The organism is Sphingobium sp. DEHP117 (genome assembly GCF_030867385.1).
Classification (GTDB): domain Bacteria; phylum Pseudomonadota; class Alphaproteobacteria; order Sphingomonadales; family Sphingomonadaceae; genus Sphingobium.
The window spans coordinates 1-20,700 of sequence record NZ_JAPFBJ010000001.1; the positions used below are offsets into that span (position 1 = coordinate 1).

20 protein-coding genes are annotated in these 20,700 nt (G+C 56.5%); 8 read left to right on the forward strand and 12 right to left on the reverse strand.

Annotated elements, in window-relative coordinates:
- The 5 genes from OOT33_RS00005 to OOT33_RS00025 form a co-directional block, all read right to left on the reverse strand.
- Positions 1-1,791 (reverse strand): hypothetical protein (locus OOT33_RS00005; protein ID WP_307747913.1); only part of this gene is annotated, 1,791 nt, incomplete at its 3' end.
- Positions 1,788-3,137 (reverse strand): site-specific integrase, encoded by a 1,350-nt coding sequence (locus OOT33_RS00010; protein WP_039577820.1) that lies wholly within the window; start codon positions 3,135-3,137, stop codon positions 1,788-1,790. The genes OOT33_RS00010 and OOT33_RS00005, both read right to left, overlap by 4 nt.
- 157 nt (positions 3,138-3,294) lie before the next feature.
- Positions 3,295-4,056 (reverse strand): ArdC-like ssDNA-binding domain-containing protein, encoded by a 762-nt coding sequence (locus OOT33_RS00015; protein ID WP_307747914.1) that lies wholly within the window; start codon positions 4,054-4,056, stop codon positions 3,295-3,297.
- 243 nt (positions 4,057-4,299) lie between these two features.
- A complete protein-coding gene (locus OOT33_RS00020) occupies positions 4,300-4,605 on the reverse strand; it encodes a type II toxin-antitoxin system RelE/ParE family toxin (protein WP_307747915.1) in 306 nt (101 codons plus the stop codon).
- Positions 4,605-4,847 (reverse strand): type II toxin-antitoxin system ParD family antitoxin, encoded by a 243-nt coding sequence (locus OOT33_RS00025; RefSeq protein WP_307747916.1) that lies wholly within the window; start codon positions 4,845-4,847, stop codon positions 4,605-4,607. The genes OOT33_RS00020 and OOT33_RS00025 overlap by 1 nt, the downstream gene beginning before the upstream one ends.
- 49 nt (positions 4,848-4,896) lie before the next feature.
- Here OOT33_RS00025 and OOT33_RS00030 point away from each other — a divergent pair, with 49 nt between their 5' ends.
- Genes OOT33_RS00030 through OOT33_RS00040 form a run of 3 tightly spaced genes read left to right on the forward strand, consistent with a single transcriptional unit; the run spans position 4,897 to position 9,798 of the window.
- Positions 4,897-5,682, forward strand: a complete 786-nt coding sequence (locus OOT33_RS00030) for an N-6 DNA methylase (protein ID WP_307747917.1) — start codon at positions 4,897-4,899, stop codon at positions 5,680-5,682.
- Positions 5,679-7,259 (forward strand): Eco57I restriction-modification methylase domain-containing protein, encoded by a 1,581-nt coding sequence (locus OOT33_RS00035; RefSeq protein WP_307747918.1) that lies wholly within the window; start codon positions 5,679-5,681, stop codon positions 7,257-7,259. Before OOT33_RS00030 ends, OOT33_RS00035 begins: the two co-directional genes overlap by 4 nt.
- On the forward strand, positions 7,252-9,798 hold the full coding sequence (locus tag OOT33_RS00040; protein WP_307747919.1) for a DEAD/DEAH box helicase family protein: 2,547 nt from the start codon (positions 7,252-7,254) through the stop codon (positions 9,796-9,798). The genes OOT33_RS00035 and OOT33_RS00040 overlap by 8 nt, the downstream gene beginning before the upstream one ends.
- Positions 9,799-9,802: 4 nt before the next feature.
- Here the strand turns inward: OOT33_RS00040 and OOT33_RS00045 are convergent, their stop codons facing one another.
- From OOT33_RS00045 to OOT33_RS00055, 3 genes are read right to left on the reverse strand one after another with little or no spacing between them, the layout of a single operon-like run.
- Positions 9,803-11,548 carry a DUF2326 domain-containing protein gene (locus OOT33_RS00045; protein ID WP_307747920.1) on the reverse strand — a complete coding sequence of 582 codons (1,746 nt, stop codon included), beginning with the start codon at positions 11,546-11,548 and terminating at the stop codon, positions 9,803-9,805.
- Complete coding sequence (locus OOT33_RS00050) at positions 11,545-11,772, reverse strand: ABC-three component system middle component 6 (protein ID WP_307747922.1); 228 nt, start codon at positions 11,770-11,772, stop codon at positions 11,545-11,547. Before OOT33_RS00050 ends, OOT33_RS00045 begins: the two co-directional genes overlap by 4 nt.
- Positions 11,769-12,515 (reverse strand): ABC-three component system protein, encoded by a 747-nt coding sequence (locus OOT33_RS00055; RefSeq protein ID WP_307747923.1) that lies wholly within the window; start codon positions 12,513-12,515, stop codon positions 11,769-11,771. Before OOT33_RS00055 ends, OOT33_RS00050 begins: the two co-directional genes overlap by 4 nt.
- Positions 12,516-13,478: 963 nt before the next feature.
- Between OOT33_RS00055 and OOT33_RS00060 the strand changes: the two genes are divergently transcribed.
- Positions 13,479-14,255, forward strand: coding sequence for a hypothetical protein (locus tag OOT33_RS00060; RefSeq protein WP_307747924.1), 777 nt, complete (start codon positions 13,479-13,481; stop codon positions 14,253-14,255).
- A gap of 75 nt (positions 14,256-14,330) precedes the next feature.
- Positions 14,331-16,052, forward strand: a complete 1,722-nt coding sequence (locus OOT33_RS00065) for a type IV secretory system conjugative DNA transfer family protein (RefSeq protein ID WP_307747925.1) — start codon at positions 14,331-14,333, stop codon at positions 16,050-16,052.
- On the opposite strand, the gene OOT33_RS00070 is transcribed toward OOT33_RS00065, so the two are convergent.
- Positions 16,049-16,963, reverse strand: coding sequence for a hypothetical protein (locus OOT33_RS00070; protein ID WP_307747926.1), 915 nt, complete (start codon positions 16,961-16,963; stop codon positions 16,049-16,051). The genes OOT33_RS00065 and OOT33_RS00070 overlap by 4 nt on opposite strands.
- A 46-nt stretch (positions 16,964-17,009) precedes the next feature.
- Positions 17,010-17,333 carry a hypothetical protein gene (locus OOT33_RS00075; protein ID WP_307747927.1) on the reverse strand — a complete coding sequence of 108 codons (324 nt, stop codon included), beginning with the start codon at positions 17,331-17,333 and terminating at the stop codon, positions 17,010-17,012.
- Positions 17,334-17,558: 225 nt separating this feature from the next.
- Between OOT33_RS00075 and OOT33_RS00080 the strand changes: the two genes are divergently transcribed.
- Positions 17,559-17,924, forward strand: coding sequence for a hypothetical protein (locus OOT33_RS00080; RefSeq protein ID WP_307747928.1), 366 nt, complete (start codon positions 17,559-17,561; stop codon positions 17,922-17,924).
- 69 nt (positions 17,925-17,993) lie between these two features.
- Here OOT33_RS00080 and OOT33_RS00085 read toward each other — a convergent pair whose 3' ends face one another.
- Positions 17,994-18,218 (reverse strand): hypothetical protein, encoded by a 225-nt coding sequence (locus tag OOT33_RS00085; RefSeq protein WP_307747929.1) that lies wholly within the window; start codon positions 18,216-18,218, stop codon positions 17,994-17,996.
- Positions 18,219-18,406: 188 nt separating this feature from the next.
- On the opposite strand from OOT33_RS00085, the gene OOT33_RS00090 reads away from it, so the two are divergent.
- Positions 18,407-19,297 carry a hypothetical protein gene (locus OOT33_RS00090; protein WP_307747930.1) on the forward strand — a complete coding sequence of 297 codons (891 nt, stop codon included), beginning with the start codon at positions 18,407-18,409 and terminating at the stop codon, positions 19,295-19,297.
- Here OOT33_RS00090 and OOT33_RS00095 read toward each other — a convergent pair.
- Positions 19,294-19,938 (reverse strand): hypothetical protein, encoded by a 645-nt coding sequence (locus tag OOT33_RS00095; protein WP_307747931.1) that lies wholly within the window; start codon positions 19,936-19,938, stop codon positions 19,294-19,296. The genes OOT33_RS00090 and OOT33_RS00095 overlap by 4 nt on opposite strands.
- Before the next feature lie 180 nt (positions 19,939-20,118).
- On the opposite strand from OOT33_RS00095, the gene OOT33_RS00100 reads away from it, so the two are divergent.
- Positions 20,119-20,679, forward strand: a complete 561-nt coding sequence (locus OOT33_RS00100; RefSeq protein ID WP_307747932.1) for a recombinase family protein — start codon at positions 20,119-20,121, stop codon at positions 20,677-20,679.
- Positions 20,680-20,700: the final 21 nt, after the last annotated feature.

Sequence of the window (20,700 nt, forward strand, 5' to 3'; positions counted from 1 at the left end):
ATGCGCGTGCTTCCCGGCTTCTGGCAGATAGAGCCGCTCGCTCTCCATCTGCCAGCGCGCATCGGCGATAACGGCATCGGAGAAGACCGGCAGGACCTGGGTCGTGATGCGGGAATGGACGCGGCCGAACTTGGCCGCCCAGTCGCTCGCCGGGAGGCTCGGTCGCTGCTCTTCGACGAACGCGAGGAAGGCGAGGATCGCGGGAAGCTTGCGCGCGGTGATGACGGCGTTGGGGCAATCGAGGCAGCCCCAGAAGGGCTGCGCGCAGGGTGAGCCGGCCTCGGAGAAGGGGCTGCTATGGAAGCCCGAGCAGGCGGCGAGCCAGACATCCTGTTCGCCGTCGAGCAACGGCCCCACCGTATCGGCCGACATCAACGGCGCCGCCTGCTCGGGCGCTTCGCGCAGCGCCTGCTCGGCCGTGGGCGCGAGGACGGTCGGCATCGCGGCGGCGACCGCCTCGCGAAAGGCATCGGCGACGGCCGCCTCGTGCAGGGGCCGGAGCGACGGCAGGTCGGCATAATGGCGCGCCGCGACCTCGCGCGTGTGACCGACCGCGAAGCGGGCCATGTGCCCCTCGGTCTTGGTGTACCACAGCGCCTTGTGGGTCTTGCGCAGCCGGGAAAGCAGCAGATGCAGCGGCTTGCCGTTATCGTCGACAATGCCACAGCGGCGAGCCCAGGCGGGGAGCGGATACTTGAGGTCGACTATGCCGGCGCGAAGGCCGCCGACGTTGTGATAGGCCCACAGGCAATCGCCGGGCAGGTGCTCGCGGGCAGCCGCCGTGGCGTCGATCAGGCGGCGGATCAGCCCGCCCGGCGTGCCGCCACCGCCGTCGCGGATGCGCATGCTCTTGTGCTCGGCGCCGCGAGCCCGGCGCTTCAGATAGCGCAGCTCCACCGTGCCGGCATGGGCATTGGCGAGACAGTCCACGGTCAGCGTCTTCAGGCACTCGGGCTCAAGGCCCGTCTCAAGCGTGAGCAGCACGAGCAGCGCCGGCAGGTCGCGCGCGAGCAGATGATGCCGGCCATGCAGGTCGTCGATGAGCGTCGCGGTTGGCAGGTTGCGGCGCATGCGCATGAAATAAAGGCTCTTCAGCTCGGGCTGGTCTGCGACGATAAAGCCCTGCCGCGCGATGATCGCTTCGACATCGGCGCGGGCGGCGGTGATGGCCGGATCACCCTCGTCGGTCCGATCGTCGGCGCCGAGACGGCGGAACATCGCTTCGACATCGGCTCGCGCCGCGTCGCGCAGCGCGCGGGCGACGAAGGGGCTGTAGGCATCGCGCGGGGTCGAGCGGCCCGCCGAAGTGGCCAGCGTGTAGCGCAGCCGCTCATGCAGCTCGGGTGCGATCCGATCGGGCCGGTCTGCTTCGATCGCGCGCAGTGTGTTGATGATCTTGCTGACCGTCATGTGACGGTGGATCGCGCCCATCCCACGCCGTTCGAGCGCGGATGCGAAACCATCGATATGGACCGCGCGCAGGTCGCTGACGCCAACCACCTTCAGTCCTTCGTCGGCAAGCCAGGCGAAGAAGTGACGATAGACCTGGACATACTGCTTGATGACGCTGGCCGCACCGATCGGTCCCCCGAGCGCGGCCGACCGACGCAGCGCACCGGCAAAGGCGATGGCGAGCGGGCGAGGATCGAGCGCGGTCATATCGACCAGGACCGTCCCGCCATGCCGCGCCTCGATGGTGAACTTGAGGCCGAACACCGGATCGGGCTGCGGTCGCTCCGGCGTGATGGGCGCGAAGGCGACAGGCCGGCCCTTGCGGGGACGCTCGCTCATGCGCCCTGCGGTCCCGGCAACAGCGCCAGCAGCTCCTCGACGGCCGCATCCACCGTATCGGCGCGGGTCGCGATATGGTCGAGATAGACATAGGTGGTGGCGAGGCTCGCGTGGCCGAGCAGGCGTTGCACCTGTTGCAGCGGGTCGCCCAGGATCAGCCGATAGGTCTCCACCGGCCCCACCGGCAGTGCGGCCTCGCGCAGTCGCTGCTGGATCAGCAGAGCGAGCATATGGACTGCGAAGGTGTGGCGAAGCTGGTGCGGGCTGATCGACAGCGGGAAGCCGTTCTCCTCGCACCGCTTGCAGGCCCGGGTGAAGATCACCTCCCACGAGTTGGGGCGGACAGGCTGCCCGACCTCGGTCAGCCATAGCGCCACCGGCTCGCGGGGCGTTCCATCCTCGTCGCACAGGATCAGGCGGCATCGTTCCTCCGGGGTGCAGACATCGCGCATGCGGTCGAGACCGGCGCGGGTGACGTGGATCGGTCGCTCGAACCTGGCCGCACCGTCGCGCGCGGCGAACTTGGTCACGCCCGCGGCGCGCTCGACGGCGACATAGGCGGTGATCTGACGAAGGAGCCGGCGCGGGACCAGGACGCTGCGTCCGCGGTCGCCCTTGGTGAGCGGCGGCGGCAGGCGCAGCCAAAGCTGCTGAGCCTGATCGTGGTCGTGATCGATGGCCGCAAGCTCATCGGCGAGCAGGCCCGACGCCTCTTCGAGACGCAGGCCGGTTGTGACGAGAAGATCGGCGAACAGCGCGTTGCGCAGCCCGTTGCGATCGCGAGCGCCGGGGCGTTCCGTACCGTCAAGGGCGAGGCCGCGCAGACCGACGTCGCGGAAAATGCGGTAGTCGTCCATCGTGACGAACCGCACATCCGATCGCTTGGCAGTGCGTTCATAGGCGTCGTTGCGCGCGGCGATCATGCCCCGACGCCCCCCATGCGCCGGTCGCCATATAGCGCGCCGACTGAACGGCGCTTCGGCAATCAGCCCTTGGCTCTTACCCCAGCGGTAGAGGCGATCGAGGCTGGCGACTGCCCGGTTCCAGCTTGCCGCGCTGATCCGCTGGGCGGCGTCGCCGCGCCGCCGCGCGCGGTGATAGGCGGTCACATCGTCGCGGGCCGCGTCCCATATCGTCGTGCCGCAGGCATCGAGGAAGCGAAGCCACACCGCAACGTCATAGGCGTAGGCGCGCAGCGAATGGCGCGAGCGGATCCCCGCTAGCGGCAGGTCGACAAAGAAGCGGTCGAGATCGGGATCATAGAGAGCGTCTCCCCGCAGGATCAGCGGCACATGCGCGTCGAGCCCCCTGGCGTCGCGGCGCTCGCAAACGGTAATGATCGACACCGGCACGAAACCCTCCCCCCCGGACCCCCCACCCGGAAGCTGACCTCACACCGATGCGCCCTATGGCCCGGCAGTTATCAGGCTGGCCTCCGCCAGCTCTTGGGTCAGCGCTACGGCCAGCCTGATAACTGCCTACCGTGGGCGTCCATCGCCGACCTTACTGCAATGTTGCGGGCGGCGCAGACTGTCCAGATAAGGCCACCATTTCTTCCATCGCGTAGGCATCGTCGCCAAAGCGTTCGCCGAACTGACGGTTGAGACGGGCCTCGTGACCGCTCCAGTGAGTCAGCTCATGGAGGAGAATTGCATACCATCCTTGGGTTGCCGTGCTGGTGTCAGTGCCGATGAAACGGCTCTTGTCGGGCATAGCGATATAGTCGGCCTTTGGGGCGAAATAGGCTTCCTCGCCGCCGATGCGGATATTCGCACCCGTGGCAGCGATCAGCTTCTCGGCAGAATCCACAGGATCAATCTGCTCGACCGGAGTGGCGATTTCGGGAGCAACATAGCCATCCACCTGCGCGACGTTGAACACATAGGATGCTCGCGCCATGAAGCGACGCTGATTTTCGTCGGAAGCATTGCCCTCGCTGGTAGTATCGTCGCTCTCGAATTCCTTGTAGAAGATGATGAGCGAGGATTTTTCGCCCTTGCGGACCTGTGCGCCACGGTCTTGCCATTGGCGATAGGTTCCCCAGATGCCGTGTTGATAGCCAAGAGCATCGGCTGCGGCCCAGAGGGCGACGGTATTGACGCCGCGATACGCATTGCCGCTGGCGATATTGGTGGGACGCATGATCGACGCGCCTTGCCGATGCCAGGGAAGTTGGACCTTGCCTGCGCCCGCTTCGATAGCTGCAACGATCTGGTTGGTGATGGCTTCGTAAACGTCGAAGCGTGAAGTGGATTTGGAAGTCATGTCCTGTCTCCTTTCGCTGTATCCTGAGGACGCGAAGGAGAAGGCTCGGGGGGATAGACGGCTGGTCAGCCGCTAAAGGAACGACGCGGCGAAACGGGGGAACACGGGAGCGGAAATGCAATTGTAGCGAATGGAGCGGGCCACCCGTTGACCGGACGGCGCACCGAGACACATTCGCGGGATTATCTCAGGAGATAGCGGAAGGGATCATGACGGTATCGCCACTACACGAAATCGTGAACGTCAGGCGTTCCGGCCTTCCAGTTCGTTGATCCAGTCTTCGCGGGCGTGACGGATACCAAGGATCAAAACACCCTGATCGTCGAAAACATATACGATGAGATGAGATTTGTAAGGATGCGCTCTTACAGGCGGATTGATTTCAGTCCGCTCGCGGGCCATCATGGGAAACTCAGCCAGAAACTCGAAAGTGCGGATGAGGCCATCGCGGTATATAACGGCCTGTTCGACACCGAACTGGTTGATGGTGTATTCCGCAATCGAAGCAATATCGTTCCGCGCTTCAACAGTGAGCCGATAAGATGGCATCAGTTGCCCTTGTGACGCAGAATGGCTTCATCGAAGATTTCTTCGACGCTTTGGGTGCTGATGCCGCTTGCTAGAGATGCGTCCACCACCCTCTGCATGGCTGAAATTTTGTCGGCCCGATCCTGATCACGCCGGATCAGGTCGCGCACATAGTCGCTTGCATTGCTGTAACGCCCTGTCTGGGCTTGCCCTTCGACCCAATCCTTCATCGCATCGGGCAGGGAAACGTTCATCGTTGCCATAGATCACCTCTGATTCAAATCATGGCATTTTTGGCAAAGATTGTCAATTTTGGATGATGCGTTGCAGAAAGTTTCGAAAAATCAGTCATGTTGCCATACCCTTTGGCCGCTGTGGGCGTTTTCCAAGGCTAAGGGATATTCGATTGAGAACATTAGGCAAACATTCTATCCTCCCCCGCGTATGAATCTTATTAAGTCCAAAAAGCGTGTCGCTGATCACGGCGAGGTTTTCACACCTCCTTGGTTAGTGGAGAAAATGCTCGACCTCGTGCAGGGCGAGACAGAACGAATTGATGCGCGCTTTATGGAGCCAGCGTGCGGTAGTGGCAATTTCCTTGTGCCGATCTTGCAGCGCAAGCTCGCCGCAGTGGAGGTCAAATTCGGCAAGTCCGATTTCGAGAAGCAGCACTATGCCCTCCTCGCAGTCATGTGTGCCTATGGCATTGAGCTACTAGACGATAACATTGCCGAGTGTCGGGCCAACATGCTTGAAGTCTTTTCTGACTATCTCGGTCTGTCCGAAACGGACGAGCTATATCGCGCCGCCTTTTATGTATTGTCGCTTAACCTCGTGCATGGGGACGCTATGAAGATGTGTGACATAGATGGCGCACCGATCAATGTCGTCGAATGGGGCTACATCGGCAAAGGTAAATTCCAACGCCGAGATTTCCGGCTCGATGTGCTGACAGGCATGGCTGGTTTGACAGCGGAGGGTTCGCTTTTTGCCGGGCATAAAGCGCATGATATTTTTACAGCGACCAGATCATACGAGCCGATGACAGTGCGCGACTTGGCGGGCTTCGCGAGCGACAAAACGGAGGAGTCCGCATGATCGAGAAGGCCGTATTCACGTTACGGGGACGCAATCCTGATGTTTTGACCTGTATCGCGAACCTATCGAACGACGAAGTCTTCACGCCTCCGGAATTCTCGAACCGAATGCTCGACACGTTGGCTAACGCTTGGGCAGCGAGCAACTATGGAGCCAACATCTGGGCTGACAAGACTGTCAGATTCCTCGACCCCTTCACTAAATCCGGGGTTTTCCTCCGTGAGATTACGACCCGACTGATCGCTGGTCTGGCGGATGAGATTCCTGATCTTCAAAGCCGCGTTGACCATATTTTGACACAGCAGGTATTTGGCATTGGCATCACAACGCTCACTTCGCTTTTGGCGAGGCGAAGCCTGTATTGCTCAAAGCACGCAAATGGCGAACACTCGGTAGCAGCAAGTTTCGACACTGACAGCGGAAATGTTTGGTTCGAGCGCATCGAGCATTCGTGGCAGGGTGCAAAATGCGAATTCTGTGGCGCACCTCGTGCGCTATTTGAACGCGGCCCGGAGCTTGAAAACCACGCTTATGCTTTCATTCACACTAACAATATCAAAGCTCGACTAAGCGAGCTGTTTGGAGCCGACATGCAATTCGACGTCATCATTGGAAATCCCCCCTACCAAATGACTGGGGGAGCTGGTGGCACGAGCGACTCTTCCATTTATCATTTGTTTGTGGAGCAGGCGATCAAGCTCGAACCGCACTTTGTCAGCATGGTCGTCCCATCGCGCTGGATGGCGGGTGGGCGAGGCATGGATGAGTTCCGTGCAGATATGCTGTCATCTGAAAAACTTGCGGAGATTGTCGATTTTCCGGTGTCAAAGGACGTATTCCCTGGCGTCGAAGTGAAAGGGGGTATTTGCTATTTCCTATGGGAAAACGGTCATACCGGGCGGACGAATGTTACTACCATTCGCGGTGATGAGGTGATCGGCCCTGTTGCCCGCGATCTTGGAGAATTCGATGTTTTTGTCCGCGATCCTCGCGCTGTTGACATTCTTCATAAGGTCCAAGCGAAAGCCGAGCCTACAATGATCGACATACTTACCGGCGATACACCTTTTGGCATCGCCACAAATTTCGATGGATACAGCGAAAAGGAAAGGAAGGACAATGTAGCGCTGCATCTCGTGCGGAAAGGAAGACGGCAGGTCGGCTACATGCCGCGAGAAGACATCAAGAAAAATACTCACCTCATCGATTCTTGGAAGGTTTTGACTCCGAAGGCCGGTTCAGATGGAGGGCAAAAGATTCCAGATGTTGTATTAGGTAAGACGCTGATCGTCGCTCCGGGTTCGGTTTGCACGCAAACATTCATAGCGTTTTGGGTATCTAGCGAAGCAGAAGCGAAAAGTCTTCAATCATATTATTGCACCAAGTTTTTTCGATTGCTCGTTTCTTTACGGAAGATTACGCAGGATGCACTTCGAGGAACATACACTTGGGTTCCACAGCAGGAATGGAATCGGACTTGGACCGATGCCTTGCTCTATGAAAAGTATGGATTAACTCAATCAGAAATTGACTATGTTGAAAGCGTCATAAAGCCGATGAGGGTGGGCAATGAATAAGCCTACCATTGAGCAAATTCTCACCCCAAAGCCGGAAGCTCGCCCGCGCATATATGCTTACGCTATTGCGGACGATGCTCACGCTGGAATGCTCAAGGTCGGACAGACCACGCGCGACGTCAAGCAGCGCATTGCCGAGCAGCTCAAGACCGCTGCCATCACAAACTACACCATTGAGCTGGACGAATGCGCAGAACGTGATGACGGGAGTATCATCACCGATCATGCTGTGCGTGACGCGCTAAAGCGCAAAGGGTTTGCAAATCCTCAGCTCGAATGGATGCAATGCACGGTTGCAAACGTGAAAACCGTGCTCGCAGAGCTTCGCACCGGGCAGATTTTCAGCGGCACGCACCACGAGGATTTCCCTCCGCGTGACGAACAGGCGCGTGCCGTTCAGCAGACCTACGACTATTATCAATCCCGCTGGCAGGAAGACGATAAGGCTGTTCCGCGCTTTCTGTGGAACGCTAAAATGCGCTTCGGGAAGACCTTCACCAGCTACCAACTTGCAAAGAAGCTGGATGCAAAGCGGGTCTTGGTCCTGACCTTCAAGCCCGCTGTTGAAGATGCGTGGCAGACCGACCTTGAAAGCCACGTCGATTTTGACGGCTGGCGCTACCTGTCGCGGAACGCTGGGGGCGACCCACGCGACGTTTCCGCCGATACGCCGCTGGTGTATTTCGGTTCATTCCAAGACCTTTTAGGCCGCGACAAGGCTGGCAATATCAAGCCGCGCAATGAGTGGATTCACACGATCAACTGGGATTTGGTTGTGTTTGACGAATACCATTTCGGCGCATGGCGCGACACGGCGAAGGAGCTTTTTGAGGGGGAAGATGCGGCAGTCGCCAAAAAGGAAGAAAGCCTCGAATATGCTTCCGATCTTGAGGATGTGAACGAGGATTTGGGGGTTCTTTCGGAGAACGAAACCGAGTTTCTCCCGATCACGACGCAAGCCTATCTTTACCTCTCAGGCACACCTTTCAAGGCTCTCGCCACGGGCGAGTTCATTGAAGAGCAGATTTTCAACTGGACTTACACTGACGAGCAGAAGGCGAAGGCCGACTTCGCATCAAAACACCCGAACAAGCGCAACCCCTATGGTGCGCTACCACAAATGCGCCTGCTTACTTACCAGATGCCTGATGAGCTTCTGGCAATCGCCAGCGCGGGGGAATTTGATGAGTTCGATCTCAACGCGTTTTTTGCGGCGACTGGCACCGAAGATATGGCAGAGTTCAAGCACAAGACTGATGTGCAAAAATGGCTCGACATTATCCGAGGCGGATATGCACCGCAGGCCGTTGAAAGCCTTAAAACCGGCACGCGCCCGCCGTTCCCTTATTCCGATGTGCGGTTACTACCCTATCTCCAACACTCGTTTTGGTTCTTGCCGAATGTCGCGGCCTGCCACGCGATGGCGAACCTGCTTGCTGAAAAGCACAATGTTTTTTGGCATGACTACAAGTTAATTGTCTCGGCTGGTGCCACGGCAGGTATCGGTTTGGATGCCTTGCCGCCCGTTCGCAAGGCGGTTGGCAGCGGGTTTGATACAAAGTCCATCACCCTGTCTTGCGGCAAACTGACCACGGGCGTCACGGTGGCGCAGTGGTCGTCTATTCTGATGCTACGCAACCTGAAATCCCCCGAAACATACTTTCAGGCGGCGTTCCGGGTGCAATCGCCGTGGTCGATTAAAAATCCGAACGGCGACAATCCCAATGAGGAAGAAATCCTCAAGCCCGTGTGTTTCGTATTCGATTTTGCACCGACGCGGGCGCTCCGCCAGTTGTCGGAATATGGGATTGGCCTCTCACCCGGAGAACCGAACCCTGAAAATGCGGTGAGCGAGCTAGTCTCGTTCCTCCCCGTTCTCGCTTACGACGGCGCGAACATGACGCAGATCGACGCTGGCGGCATTCTCGACATTGCGATGGCGGGAACGTCCGCGACGCTCCTCGCCCGCAAATGGGAGTCCGCATTGCTCGTCAATGTAGACAACGACACGTTGCGTCGCGTCCTTGATAATGAGGAAGCAATGGCGGCAGTCGAGCGCATTGAGGGATGGCGTTCTCTCGGTGACAACGTAATTGAAACGATCATCAACAAGAGTGAGACGGTCAAAGACCTTAAAAACAAGGCCAAGGAGAAAGGCGGGGAGCTGACTGCAAAGGAAAAGAAGGAGCTAACTGAGGAGGAGAAGGAATACAAATCCAAGCGGAAGCTCGTTCAGGAAAAGCTGATAAAGTTTGCCACCCGCATCCCCGCCTTCATGTATCTGACCGATTTCCGCGAGAATACCTTGCAGGACGTGATCACGAAATTGGAGCCGGACCTTTTCCATACCGTGACGGGTCTGACCGTAGCTGACTTCCACCTTCTCGTGCGGCTCAAGGTTTTCAACACGGAGCGGATGAACGAGGCGGTATTTGCTTTCCGCCGCTACGAGGACGCATCGCTTCGATATACCGGCATAGAAAGCCATGATGGCCTAACCCATTACGGCCTCTACGATACAGTTGTGGCGAAGGAATAAAAATTTAAAAGCGAAAGCCTAAAAGACTGCCTGAAGGGTCGGTATCTGTCAGAACAAGGCGCACAAGGGCGTTATGATCAAAGCCCTGCGTGAAATCAGCGGTCGGAAGCATGTCCGTATTCAGCGTCAGAATGTATTGAAAACCGTGCTTTTGAGCCATTTGCTCGGCAAGCTCGATCGCGTGTGCGCGCTGGCGAGGGTCAACCCCGTCGAACATGGTGCTATCGTGGATCAGAAAGTCGATACCTAGCCCGCGTATCCGCGCAAAGCAAATCGCCATGAGGTCATAACAGAAGATTTTCATCTTGCTGATGCCCTCGCTCTGATTGCCATCGATCTCTACATCAAACCGATAGCCAGTTTCATCTATATCAATGACAAGGCGGCCCGGCGATTTATAGAGATGCTCGGAAAAATCGGAAAAAAGAGTGAGTGCCTGCGTCCATATCTCTCTGCGATCTTCGTAATCTAGCTCCGTTGACCGCTTTAACTCGACAGTTTCGACCTTTATCTGATCCACCTTCGTGGTCATTTGCCGAACTTGGTTGATCCGGGTTGTCAGGCTGTCCACGCGCAGGCGCGTTGCCGCATGAAGGTCTTGCAGGCGGGTAAATTCCTCGAGCGCGCCATGTCCTTGCAGGGTCATCAAGAGTCCCGCGCGGCGATTGGTAAGGTCCTCGATCCGCCCTTCGTTTTTCGCGGTTATGGCAGTCAGTTCTGCGATCTCTTTTGCGATGAACTGCTGTCGGTTTTTGATGATGGCCTGGTTGAACTCGCGCGCTTCGTCGAGGGTCCGCTTAACAGCGTTCGGGAGCGCCACACCGGCTTCTTGATATAGAGCTTCCAGCTTGTCGCCAGCGGGCGCGGCCTCTTCCGCAGTCAGCGCACGATAGCGGTCGGCACGGCGCTGGTCGGTGATGTTGGCATTGACGAGCTGGTGGATTTCCTCGGTGAGCTTGTTCGCCTCGCGTTCGATCTCTCTGTATTGTGGAAGAACCTGAAAGGTTTTGAGAGCTTCGGCCTCTTTTACGAGTTGGCCTTCCAACCGCACGCGCTGCGCTTCCAGCTCGCCGAGCGAGCTAAGCTCCCCATCAATCGCGCCGGTCTTGATTGCTTTTTTCAGCGCATCTAGGGCGTTCTTCTGATCTTTGAGCTGCTGCCAACGCGCTGCTTTTTCCCAGTTCAGTCCCAGTAAGAAAGCATTGTGGACCTGTATGTCCCAAACTTTCTGATTGCCGAAATGGGTGAACGGCGAGTCATATGCGCCGTGCACGTTCCGGGTGAAATACGACAAAAGCGAGCGAGCGGATGGATGATAATTCTCGCTGTTGGCTGCGCTGGGTAAGCCAAAAAGCGCCCAGGCGAGTACGGATCTCCATTTTTTGAGATCAAGAACAGGTACGTCGTCCTTGTTCTTTTCCGGCACGATGAGCCAGCCGGTAGTGTCCCCGGTGATCTCGAAGGTGCCGGGAACGGCGGTCGAGCGCGTGACCGAAACCTCTTTTCCCTTGAGGGTAAGGTCCAGCGTGAACGACCATTCTGCGAGGGATTCGACGCGAAGGCCCTTGTCGGGGCTGGTGTTTGATCCGAGGCAGAAATCAATGATCTCAAGGAGGGTCGATTTCCCGAGACCGTTCGTGGTGTCCTTATCGCCTGCGGCTTTCGAGCGATCTGCAAGGATCAGGTTGACCCCTGCCTCGAAGGTAACGGTGCGGAAGCCACGCTTATTGGCTCTAACGGCGCGGATCATGGGTTCGCTCGCACGAGAAGGCCGTCACGAAGGTCGATTGCGCCAATCAGAAACAAGAGATTGGATGCCAATGCGAAGCGCTCGAACGTGCCGACATTGGGCTCGTTCCGCACGCGATCCCATAGGTTGGAAACGGTCGTTGGCTGACCGAGAAAGCGCAAGAGTGTAGCGCCCACGCCGATCAGCGCATTGTCTTCGGGAATATGTTTGGTCGGCAATATCATTTTTCGAACACGTCGCAAATTTCGAACAGATAAACCAGCACAGCGAGTCCCGCCGTGCGGTCGCCCTGCTTCTTGAGGCCCCGGACAGCGAATGCGCACATCAGCTCAAACAGCTCATCGCCCTTATGACCCTTGTGTTTGAGGGCATAATACTCAGCGAGAAAACCCGATTTCAGCTTGTCTGGAAAATCGGAATCAAGCTGTGTCTCCGCTTCGACATAACCCGCCACTGTCGCTTGCGAAACAAGACCGGCAGCTATGATGTGCCTAGAAGCATTCGTTAGATCGTTTTTCCTAATCTTTTCATCGGGCGGAACAACCTCGAATGACGTAGCCCCACCAGATGGCGGCTGTGTGGCTACCCAAGCGACGGCAGATGCCAACTCGGGGAACGCAACATCCGCAAACGCTTCGATCATCGTTTCGCGGACTTTAGTTTCGTGCTCGGTCTTGATCTTGACCAATCTCTCCACCGGCCAATCCGCTTCCACTTTGTCAATGATGGTGTGATCGTGGGTGCAAAAGTAGATCAGATTGGCGATTCCGTTCCGATCCACGTCGGACATTGACGCGTCGTAACGTGGAGCGATGGATTTCTCGCCTTTGATATGGGCAGCCTCAGCCACATAGGTATCGGTCCCGACCGTTGCGTCGTAAGTCAGATGCTTCCCACAGCCGGGCATTGCGCATATGCCGCCGCTGCGCATGGCAAGTAAAATTTTAGTCGCCGAACTTACACTCACACTCACGTCTTGGCTGGCCAGCCCCTCCCATTAGGTTTTGCGGACAACCGGACGCATCGAACCGAACTCTTACCCAAGTCTCGGGTATAACTCGTCAAATGAATGCACGAGTTGCTTGCCCCTCAGTCGATGCGCCGCGCTTATCACGCGATTCATGGATCATATCAGGACAACAGGGCGGGCGGTAGGCCCTTTGGAGAGGCTTGACTCCAAGCGGCAGGCACGCCCCTTTGATCGTCTCGATGGGCGAAACCATTGTGCGGGTCCAAGGGCGGCATACGCCTTGGTCTCGATGAAATCGTCATGGGGTCAAGGGGAGCAGGAACGCTCCCCTGCCGCGCTGGAAGCAGCTGGGTTCAAAGGGGTCAGGCACGCCCCTTGTCGATGGGGTTTGGGGAGCGCCGAAGGCTCCCCATCGGTGCGGGATAGGCTCGATGCCGATTTCCGCGCCACGGCGAGAGGGATGCAACGGGAGAGTGCTGCGAAGCTCAGCGTCTCCCTTGCCAAGATATGCGACAGGGGCACTTCCGTGACACGTCGCACATCTTGCGGTCAGCGTAAGCGACGTTTTTTTAGATACCTGAGCCTGTATCATATAGATATAGAGTGACGGGAACTGGCGCTCCCATGGCCCACAAAATGGCATCGTTGAGCGAAATGCCACTTTTCTCGTCATAGACCAGTTCATCGTCTCCGGGAGGCTGCGTATCAGAATCAGCGACGTTGTTATCGTGCCAAGTAGCTTCGATAACGGCGTTGATTTTCTTCCATCGGAATGGTCGGGTTCTGCTGTCGATAATATTATATATCATTCTCGATATTACCCCTGATGTTTGTCGTTCACAATATTGGCGTCGAGACTGAGGCTCAGGCTCTTCCGCTGAATTAGCTCTATCCCCCCGCCGTTGAAACTGGCGTCGCTAGTCAGGCTCCATCCGCAATTTCACGAGATGGAGATTTACCATGAACCAGCCCGAACTTCCCAGCCTTCCCCCGATGCCGTCTGCTACGCCTTCACAGCAGGCGGAGATGCCACAGCCGCTTTCCGGCAATGCGCGTTCTCAGTCCAATACCGTAGCCCCGATGGGAGGGAAGCGGTTGCGGCAAATGCTGACGGTGTTCGCCACCGGCAGCATCGGTCTGGTGGCACTTCTGGGCGTAGGTCAGCTTGTGCTGCGCCCCGGTCTGCGCCCGACCGATCTCATCGCAATATTCGAGGCGCAGACGGAGATTTCCATCTTCAACCAGCGGCTCGGTGTCGAACCCGGCAAGGTCGAGTTCACCGAGGACCAGTACCGCGCGAAGATCGCGGAAGCAGAACGTGCCGGACAGGCCAAAGCCGAGGTCGCATTCCAGAAGGAGCTTGCCGTGGTGCAGGCCGACAAGGAGCGTGTGGTTGGCGCATATCAGACGCTTTATCAGCGCACCAATATCATTGCGCAGGCCGCCGTGCAGATGGAGAGCATCGCGCTACAATTTCGTCAACGTCTGATCGAGCAGACGAACGGCGGTCGGGTCATAACCATCACCGTTTACGATGCGGCCTGCGGCTTCGGTTTTCCGGACGCGTGCGAGAAGGCACGGCAAATCCGCGAGGGAATGATTGCAGAATCGTCCGCACTGACGGAGGGCAATGTCGCCCGTAAGGTCAACAGCTTGATGGCGGACATTCCCGATCCGGCATCATTTGTGGTGCAGGAAGATCGCCGCCGTCACGGCGCACCGCATATCGAGCGGTAACAAGACGTATTCCCCCGATCCTGACCCGCCGCGTCTTTATGATGCGGCGGGTCTTTCCTTGTCTGGAATCTGCCTATGTCCCTGTTCGATGATTTTCCGCGTGGTCGTCCGAACTATCCTTCGCGCCATGACCAGCTCGGCACCGCAAGCTGGCGCACCGATCTCCCCGTATGGCGCGAGGGCGCGATATGGCTCGGCCATGACGATGGCGGACGCGATATCGGCTATGCCGATGACAGGCATATTGTCACGATAGCAGGAAGCCGGGCCGGGAAAGGCAGGTCGGTTCTTATACCCAATGCCCTGCGCTGGCCGGGCAGCGCCTTCTTCCTCGATCCCAAGGGCGAGAATGCGACACTCACCGCAACCAAACGCGCAGAGCGTAGGGGGCATATCGTTGCCGTGCTTGACCCCAAGCGAGTTGCGAATGTTCCTGATGAATGTCGCGTCTCGTTCAACCCGCTCACCCTCATTGACGGCGATGATGACGATGCGCTCGATTATGCTGCCGCCATCGGTGATGCTCTGATGATTTCCGGTAGCGACAAGGATGTCCACTGGACCGAAAGCGCACGGGGCATCATCGAAGCCCTGATCCTTCATGTCGCCACAACAGAAATCGGCACGGCACGCTCCCTTGTCAGAGTGCGCCAGCTCCTCACTATCGGCGATCCTGATTATGCCGATATGCTGAATGCGGAAGAAGCGACGAAAGGCGACAAAGCCAGAAAGTTCAGTCCGTTCGATGCGCTGTGGCGGTCGATGTCGTCCAGCATCGCAAGGAACGATGCCGTGCGCGATGTAATCCGGGGTGCGGCTCACTCGATCCTCGACATGGGCGAGAATGAGCGCGGCAGCGTTTTGTCCACCGCGCGGCGCAATACAGCTTTCCTGTCATCATCATGGATGCGGCGCTGCCTCGAAGGTGACGGCGATAACGTGCTTGACATCGATCTCCTCAAAACCGCGCCAAAGGGTATGTCGCTTTATGTCTGCCTGCCTGCGCGGTTCCTGCCGACCCATGCGCGGCTGCTTCGTCTGATGCTTGGATTGTCTCTGTATAAAATGGAGGAGCAGGGATTGGAAAAGCCCGCCTGTGGGCATCCGGTGTTGTTCTTCCTCGATGAGTTCGCGGCATTGGGCCGCATGGAGAGTATCGAGAAGGCTGCGGGCCTGATGGCGGGGTTCGGCGTGAAGCTCTGGGCCGTGCTTCAGGATTTGGGCCAGTTGCAGCAGCACTTCCGCTTTTCATGGCAGACGTTCCTCGCCAACGCTGGTATTCTGCAATTCTTCGCCAATTCGGACATGACGACGCTGGAATGGATTTCCAAGCGGCTGGGGCAGATTGAGCTTATCCGCGAGACGAAGGGGCAATCATCCTCGTCATCGACGCAGGTAAGCAAGAGCCAGGGCAAAACGGAAACTTCCGGCTGGTCGCGCTCGACAGGCAAGAGCGAAGGCTATTCCGAAATGCCGGACCTGTCGCAGATCGCCGCGAGGGACGCAGGGAGCGGCCTGATTCCGTACATGGCACGCTCGAACGCCAGCGGCACGGGGCAGAATGTTTCGGCATCAATTCAGGATGGGCAATCCGGCGGCGAGAGCATCCAGCGTGGCGATAGCGCATCATCCGGCAACAGTGAAAGCCAGACGAAAACAGAATCCATCCACCGCACGCCGCTGCTGAACCCCGATGAAATCGCGCGTCTGCTGGACAGATCAACCTCCCGTCAACTCGTCTTCCTCGACAATCAGGCTGCAATCCTCAAGCGAGTGAATTGGGATGAGATGGATTAAAATGGTCGGCGCCTACGGAAGCGATTAGGCGCGATCTCTTGGGGCTGATTCATTCCAATCATGAGTGCTTTTCCTTGGCAATACGATTGTAATTTTACGGGATGATTTTCAGCCAGCCATAGCAGAGACCCGCGAATAAATTGTATGCTAGACCTATTTACAGATAGTTCCGACTGATTTGATTTTTTCTTTAGCCAACGGTTTGGCTTGCCCCATAGAGAATTCTGCGAGCGAACTTTCAGCCCGCCAAATCCGCCCCTGCGCAAACTTGAATCAATTTCTTTAACAAGATCGTCACGACTCATTCCTGAATCTCGTGCTATGGCGTTGACTACATTTAGCAAATCTCGAACATAAGCCTTATTACCAATAATAACATCCGAATCTCTGGAAATTTTTAAATCTCTATTGTTCTTTTCGTTAGATTTTAATTTAGATATTTCGTTGCTTATTTTTACTTTTTTTGCAAATTGCCTAGCGCCATTTCTCTCCAACTGTTCCAGCTTTCGCTCTCTGGCTCGCTCCCCCGGATTACCGACATATGCCCGATAATCGGCAATCAGAGTATCTGCTAATCCACACTCTTTATAAAAAGCAGCCGCTTCATTTGAATGATATACAGACAACCAAGCCAAAAAAGGAGCTATTGGCCATTTTGTGTCTTTGTGCTGCAAATCTCTGATGATCTCTGAAAGCAGCTCATTCCCTTTTTTGTATGGGTCACGATCATGATTGATGTAAAAGTCATCAATGAATGGTTCAATTTCAGAGAAAGCCCTTTCTCTTTTCCGCCCACGGCCCGCTAGGGCTCGCATCTTGTCGGCGAGAAGTTTGCGCCTGCTTTCGTCTTCAAACACGAAATTCGCGTCATCCAAAAAATGGTCGTTTTCGTCATAGTCCAAATCGGCCATGCTCCGCGCATAGTCACAAATGGTCCGCTGTGGAAGAGGTTGCTATTCAAGCGCCGCCAAGGGTCAGCGGCCGTTGACGTGTCGCCGGTTGTCCTAACTCAAAGAATTGCGCCATGACAATTTTCCCTGTATCATGATCTCTCGTTATAATGGCGGGACCTGTGTATCTATGACGCTTGCCGTCTTTGAAATATTCCTCTTGTATAGGACGATTAGTAATAGGATGGAAAATAGTTACCGCTGGCCCATGTTGGCGATGGATTATCCCATTTAGCCGCCAAGTTTCTCTGACATAGCTTCCTCTTCCATATTTATCTTCAAACCGTAGATTTGGATCGGCTTCCACCGTTACGACATACTCATTTATCATGTGTGCTCTTATGTTTTGTTTATTTGGCAATGAGATGTTGTATCATAACTATTTTTGATTATGCAAACTTTTTGCAGCCTCACAGGACTCACAGTCCGCCTCCACCAAACCTCACAGAAATAATTGATACTTCGAAAAGGCTGGCCCCGGAGGAGACCAGTCGGTCAATGGGCCTAATCTGACCGTTCTGCTGCGTAGCTTTCCTTCATCGCAAAGGTTAATGCGATGGACGATATTATACTGTTGCCTGCGTCGGTGTTGCTTTCTCCGGCGTTCAAGCAGGCTCTTGCCAAGCGTTTCGTTGAGGATTGCATGACCCGGATGGGCGGGTTCATTTTTCAGGACAGTCGCATTCAGAATTTCAAGGATGATGGTGGAAGGATACTGAATGAAAAGCGAGTGGCGATCTACATTCATGACGATGTCGTCGAGGAGGCCTATGGCTATGAACTGAGCTTCTCATGGACGACAGACATCCGGGTCTTTGCTGATCGGATGCCGGAACGTAATAGTCCTGGGTCGCACTTGCTGCGTTTGCAGCTCTGGGACGCCGCCTACAAGATTGATGACAGGCCCATCATTGTTGGGTGACCGCGATTAAAGTTAGTCAAGTGAGCCGCCGGAGAATTCCGGCGGCTCATTATATCTGCGAACGTTGCTTCATCTATTCTTTGAAATATAGCGCGCCGTTTTGACGACCATCACAGCTTTATGCTGTGCATAGATGCGCCCGAAATTGCGGCGGGCGGCATGGCTGGGTATGCATGCCATTAGCTCCGTAAATGCCCGCCGCAACTCGACGCGCTGCACAGCCCATTCCTCCGGGGCTCCGCGCTTGATGTAGGCGATGAGAGTGCGCTGTATGCGCGGTTGGTGCATGGCCATAATAATACTCCTTTCGGAGCATTCATGCGGTCACCGCTTGGGGCATCAGGGGGGATAGGCCTTTCTATTGATCCATTGGCGTTTCCGCTGCCGATTTCAGCCGCCATACATGGGTATGTTCGATAGCATAAACCGCGCAATTTCGCCATTTTCAGCTCTTATTAACCATAATCTTGGATAATAGGGGCATGACGGGTCCAGAGGACGACATCAACACTACAATCGACTTGCGACGAGACACCAAACCTGACGCCGAGGCGCAAGTCGATCCGAGCGTGCATACGCTCGGCGCCATTTTCGGACATGCTTCTTTTCCACCTGATATGCCGGAAGAAGTGAAGGCTGCGATCCTTGAGCGCGCCGAACAGGAGCGCCTGCTTGCGGGCGATATGATCCTCGCGCCTGCTGTCAATGCAATGTCACCACAGGCGCGATCCGAAAAAGACGAGAAAGAGCGCGAAGAATTTATCGCCGACATAAGGCAGGCAATGGCTCAACAGGAGCTTGAACGCCAGCATGAAGCGGAATGGCTGGCATCCTCTCATACCTACGCAGGGCAGACGCTTTCCGGTGAAGACTGGAAGAAGATGATGCACTGGTTCGCCGACGATGCGAATATCGCGGCGTGGGAAGAGGCGATGATGGCCGAAACAGGCCAGAGCCGCGAGGAAGTGCGGCGCACGGGCGGCAAGATGCAACGCTTCTATGAACTGATGGATAGGCAAGCCAAAGGCACATTGACCAAAGAAGAGCGAGCCGAGTTCGACCGTCTGAACAACGACCGCGAAGTGAAACGCGGGACTGAAGTTCAGGCAGAGATTCAGGGGTTGCGACACTCGCAATCCGCCGAGCTGTCTGGTCGGAATGACGCAACTTGGGATGGCGGGCAGCGTGAGAACGCCACATCCTTTGCATCCACACTCGCTGACGATCCGAGTGTTGGTATTGCTCCGCCAATGTCCGATTCCTATCGCTTAGCCGCTAACGGCGTACCGAAACCGGCCCCACAGCCTTCGGTATCGCCATCTCTCCCGCCAGCCCAGGTCGTGCAGGTCAGTGCCGATAATATGTTCGGCTAATTCGGTGACATTATGAATTGCGCGGCAAACTGCGTGTAGTGCACATCTTCCAGACCACCAACGCTTTCGCTTGCACCGACACTGTTTGTGGCGGTGATGTCGGCAATTTTCCGAACGGGTTTGGTCAATATGGTGAGCCAGCGTCCAAGCCGCATAGAGCCATCCGGCTGCGCGATTTCTGATCGCGCCATCAGCATGACGCGCATTCCGCCCGCTGTTGCGCGCTTCACATAGTCGTCATAACTCTCGCACAGACCAGCGTGCGTTGCCTTGCAATTATCATTCGCTGCCTTGGTATCGTTGCCGATCAATGCCCATGCAGGCACTTGCGCTGAATTGATGTCGTTCAATCTCAAACCGGAATAGCGCGCCTTGACGCATACGGTTGTTGATTTCTGGCCCTGTGGCGCATCGCCTTCGAGGCTATAGCCAATGCCGCTGCTGTTCGCGGTAAAGATGTTGACGGGACGATCCTTGCGCGTCGTTACACGGTTGCCGATCACAACCGGAACCTGACCTTCGGCCTTGAGTGCCGCCTGTATTGCGGCGGCTGGGCCGCAGTGCCCCGGCTCAAGTGCGAAAGCTGACAGAGGGAATAAAATCAGCGCAGAAACAGCAAGACCGACAAACCGCAGAACCATGTATTCGTGTCCCGTTAACGGTCGTCATCGGGACTCTCGTCAGCTTCCGTTCATCGTGGTTCGGTGATAGGGTGTTTCTCAACTATCCGGCCTTTTTCGTGCGTCTCGTCGCGTGGATAGGGTTCGGTCCCTTAAACCACCGATTTTGATACAGCCGCCGAAAGTCGCATCGGTGGCGGAATGGAAACCGTGCGTATCGGCTATGCGCGTGTGTCAACCGATGACCAGTCATTGAACCTACAACTCGATGCGCTCCGTCATGCCGGATGCGCGAAAATCTTTACCGACAAGCTCAGTGGAAAGTCACGCAGGCGCGCGGGGCTTGACGATGCGCTTGCCTCACTGAACGCAAACGATCAACTCGTCGTCTGGCGACTGGATCGCTTGGGCCGCAACTTCCGGCATCTGGTCGATATTGCCGATGAGCTGCGCGAGCGCGGCGTCAATCTGATTTCCATCAGCGAAGGCATCGACACATCATCGAACGTGGGTGAAATCATCTTCCGCCTCATGTCCGTGTTCTCGGATTTTGAGCGCAATGTGATTGTAGAACGCACCCGCGCAGGGCTAGCGGCAGCAAAAGCGCGCGGTGTGAAGCTCGGGCGAAAGCCGGGCTTGTCCGCATCGCAAGTGGCGCAAGCACGTCAACTTCTACAATCCGATATGAAGATGAACGCCATCGCGCGGCAACTCGCTGTCGGCAGATCGACGCTTTACCGCTACCTCCACCGTGAGACGTAACCACATGAATTTGCACAACCA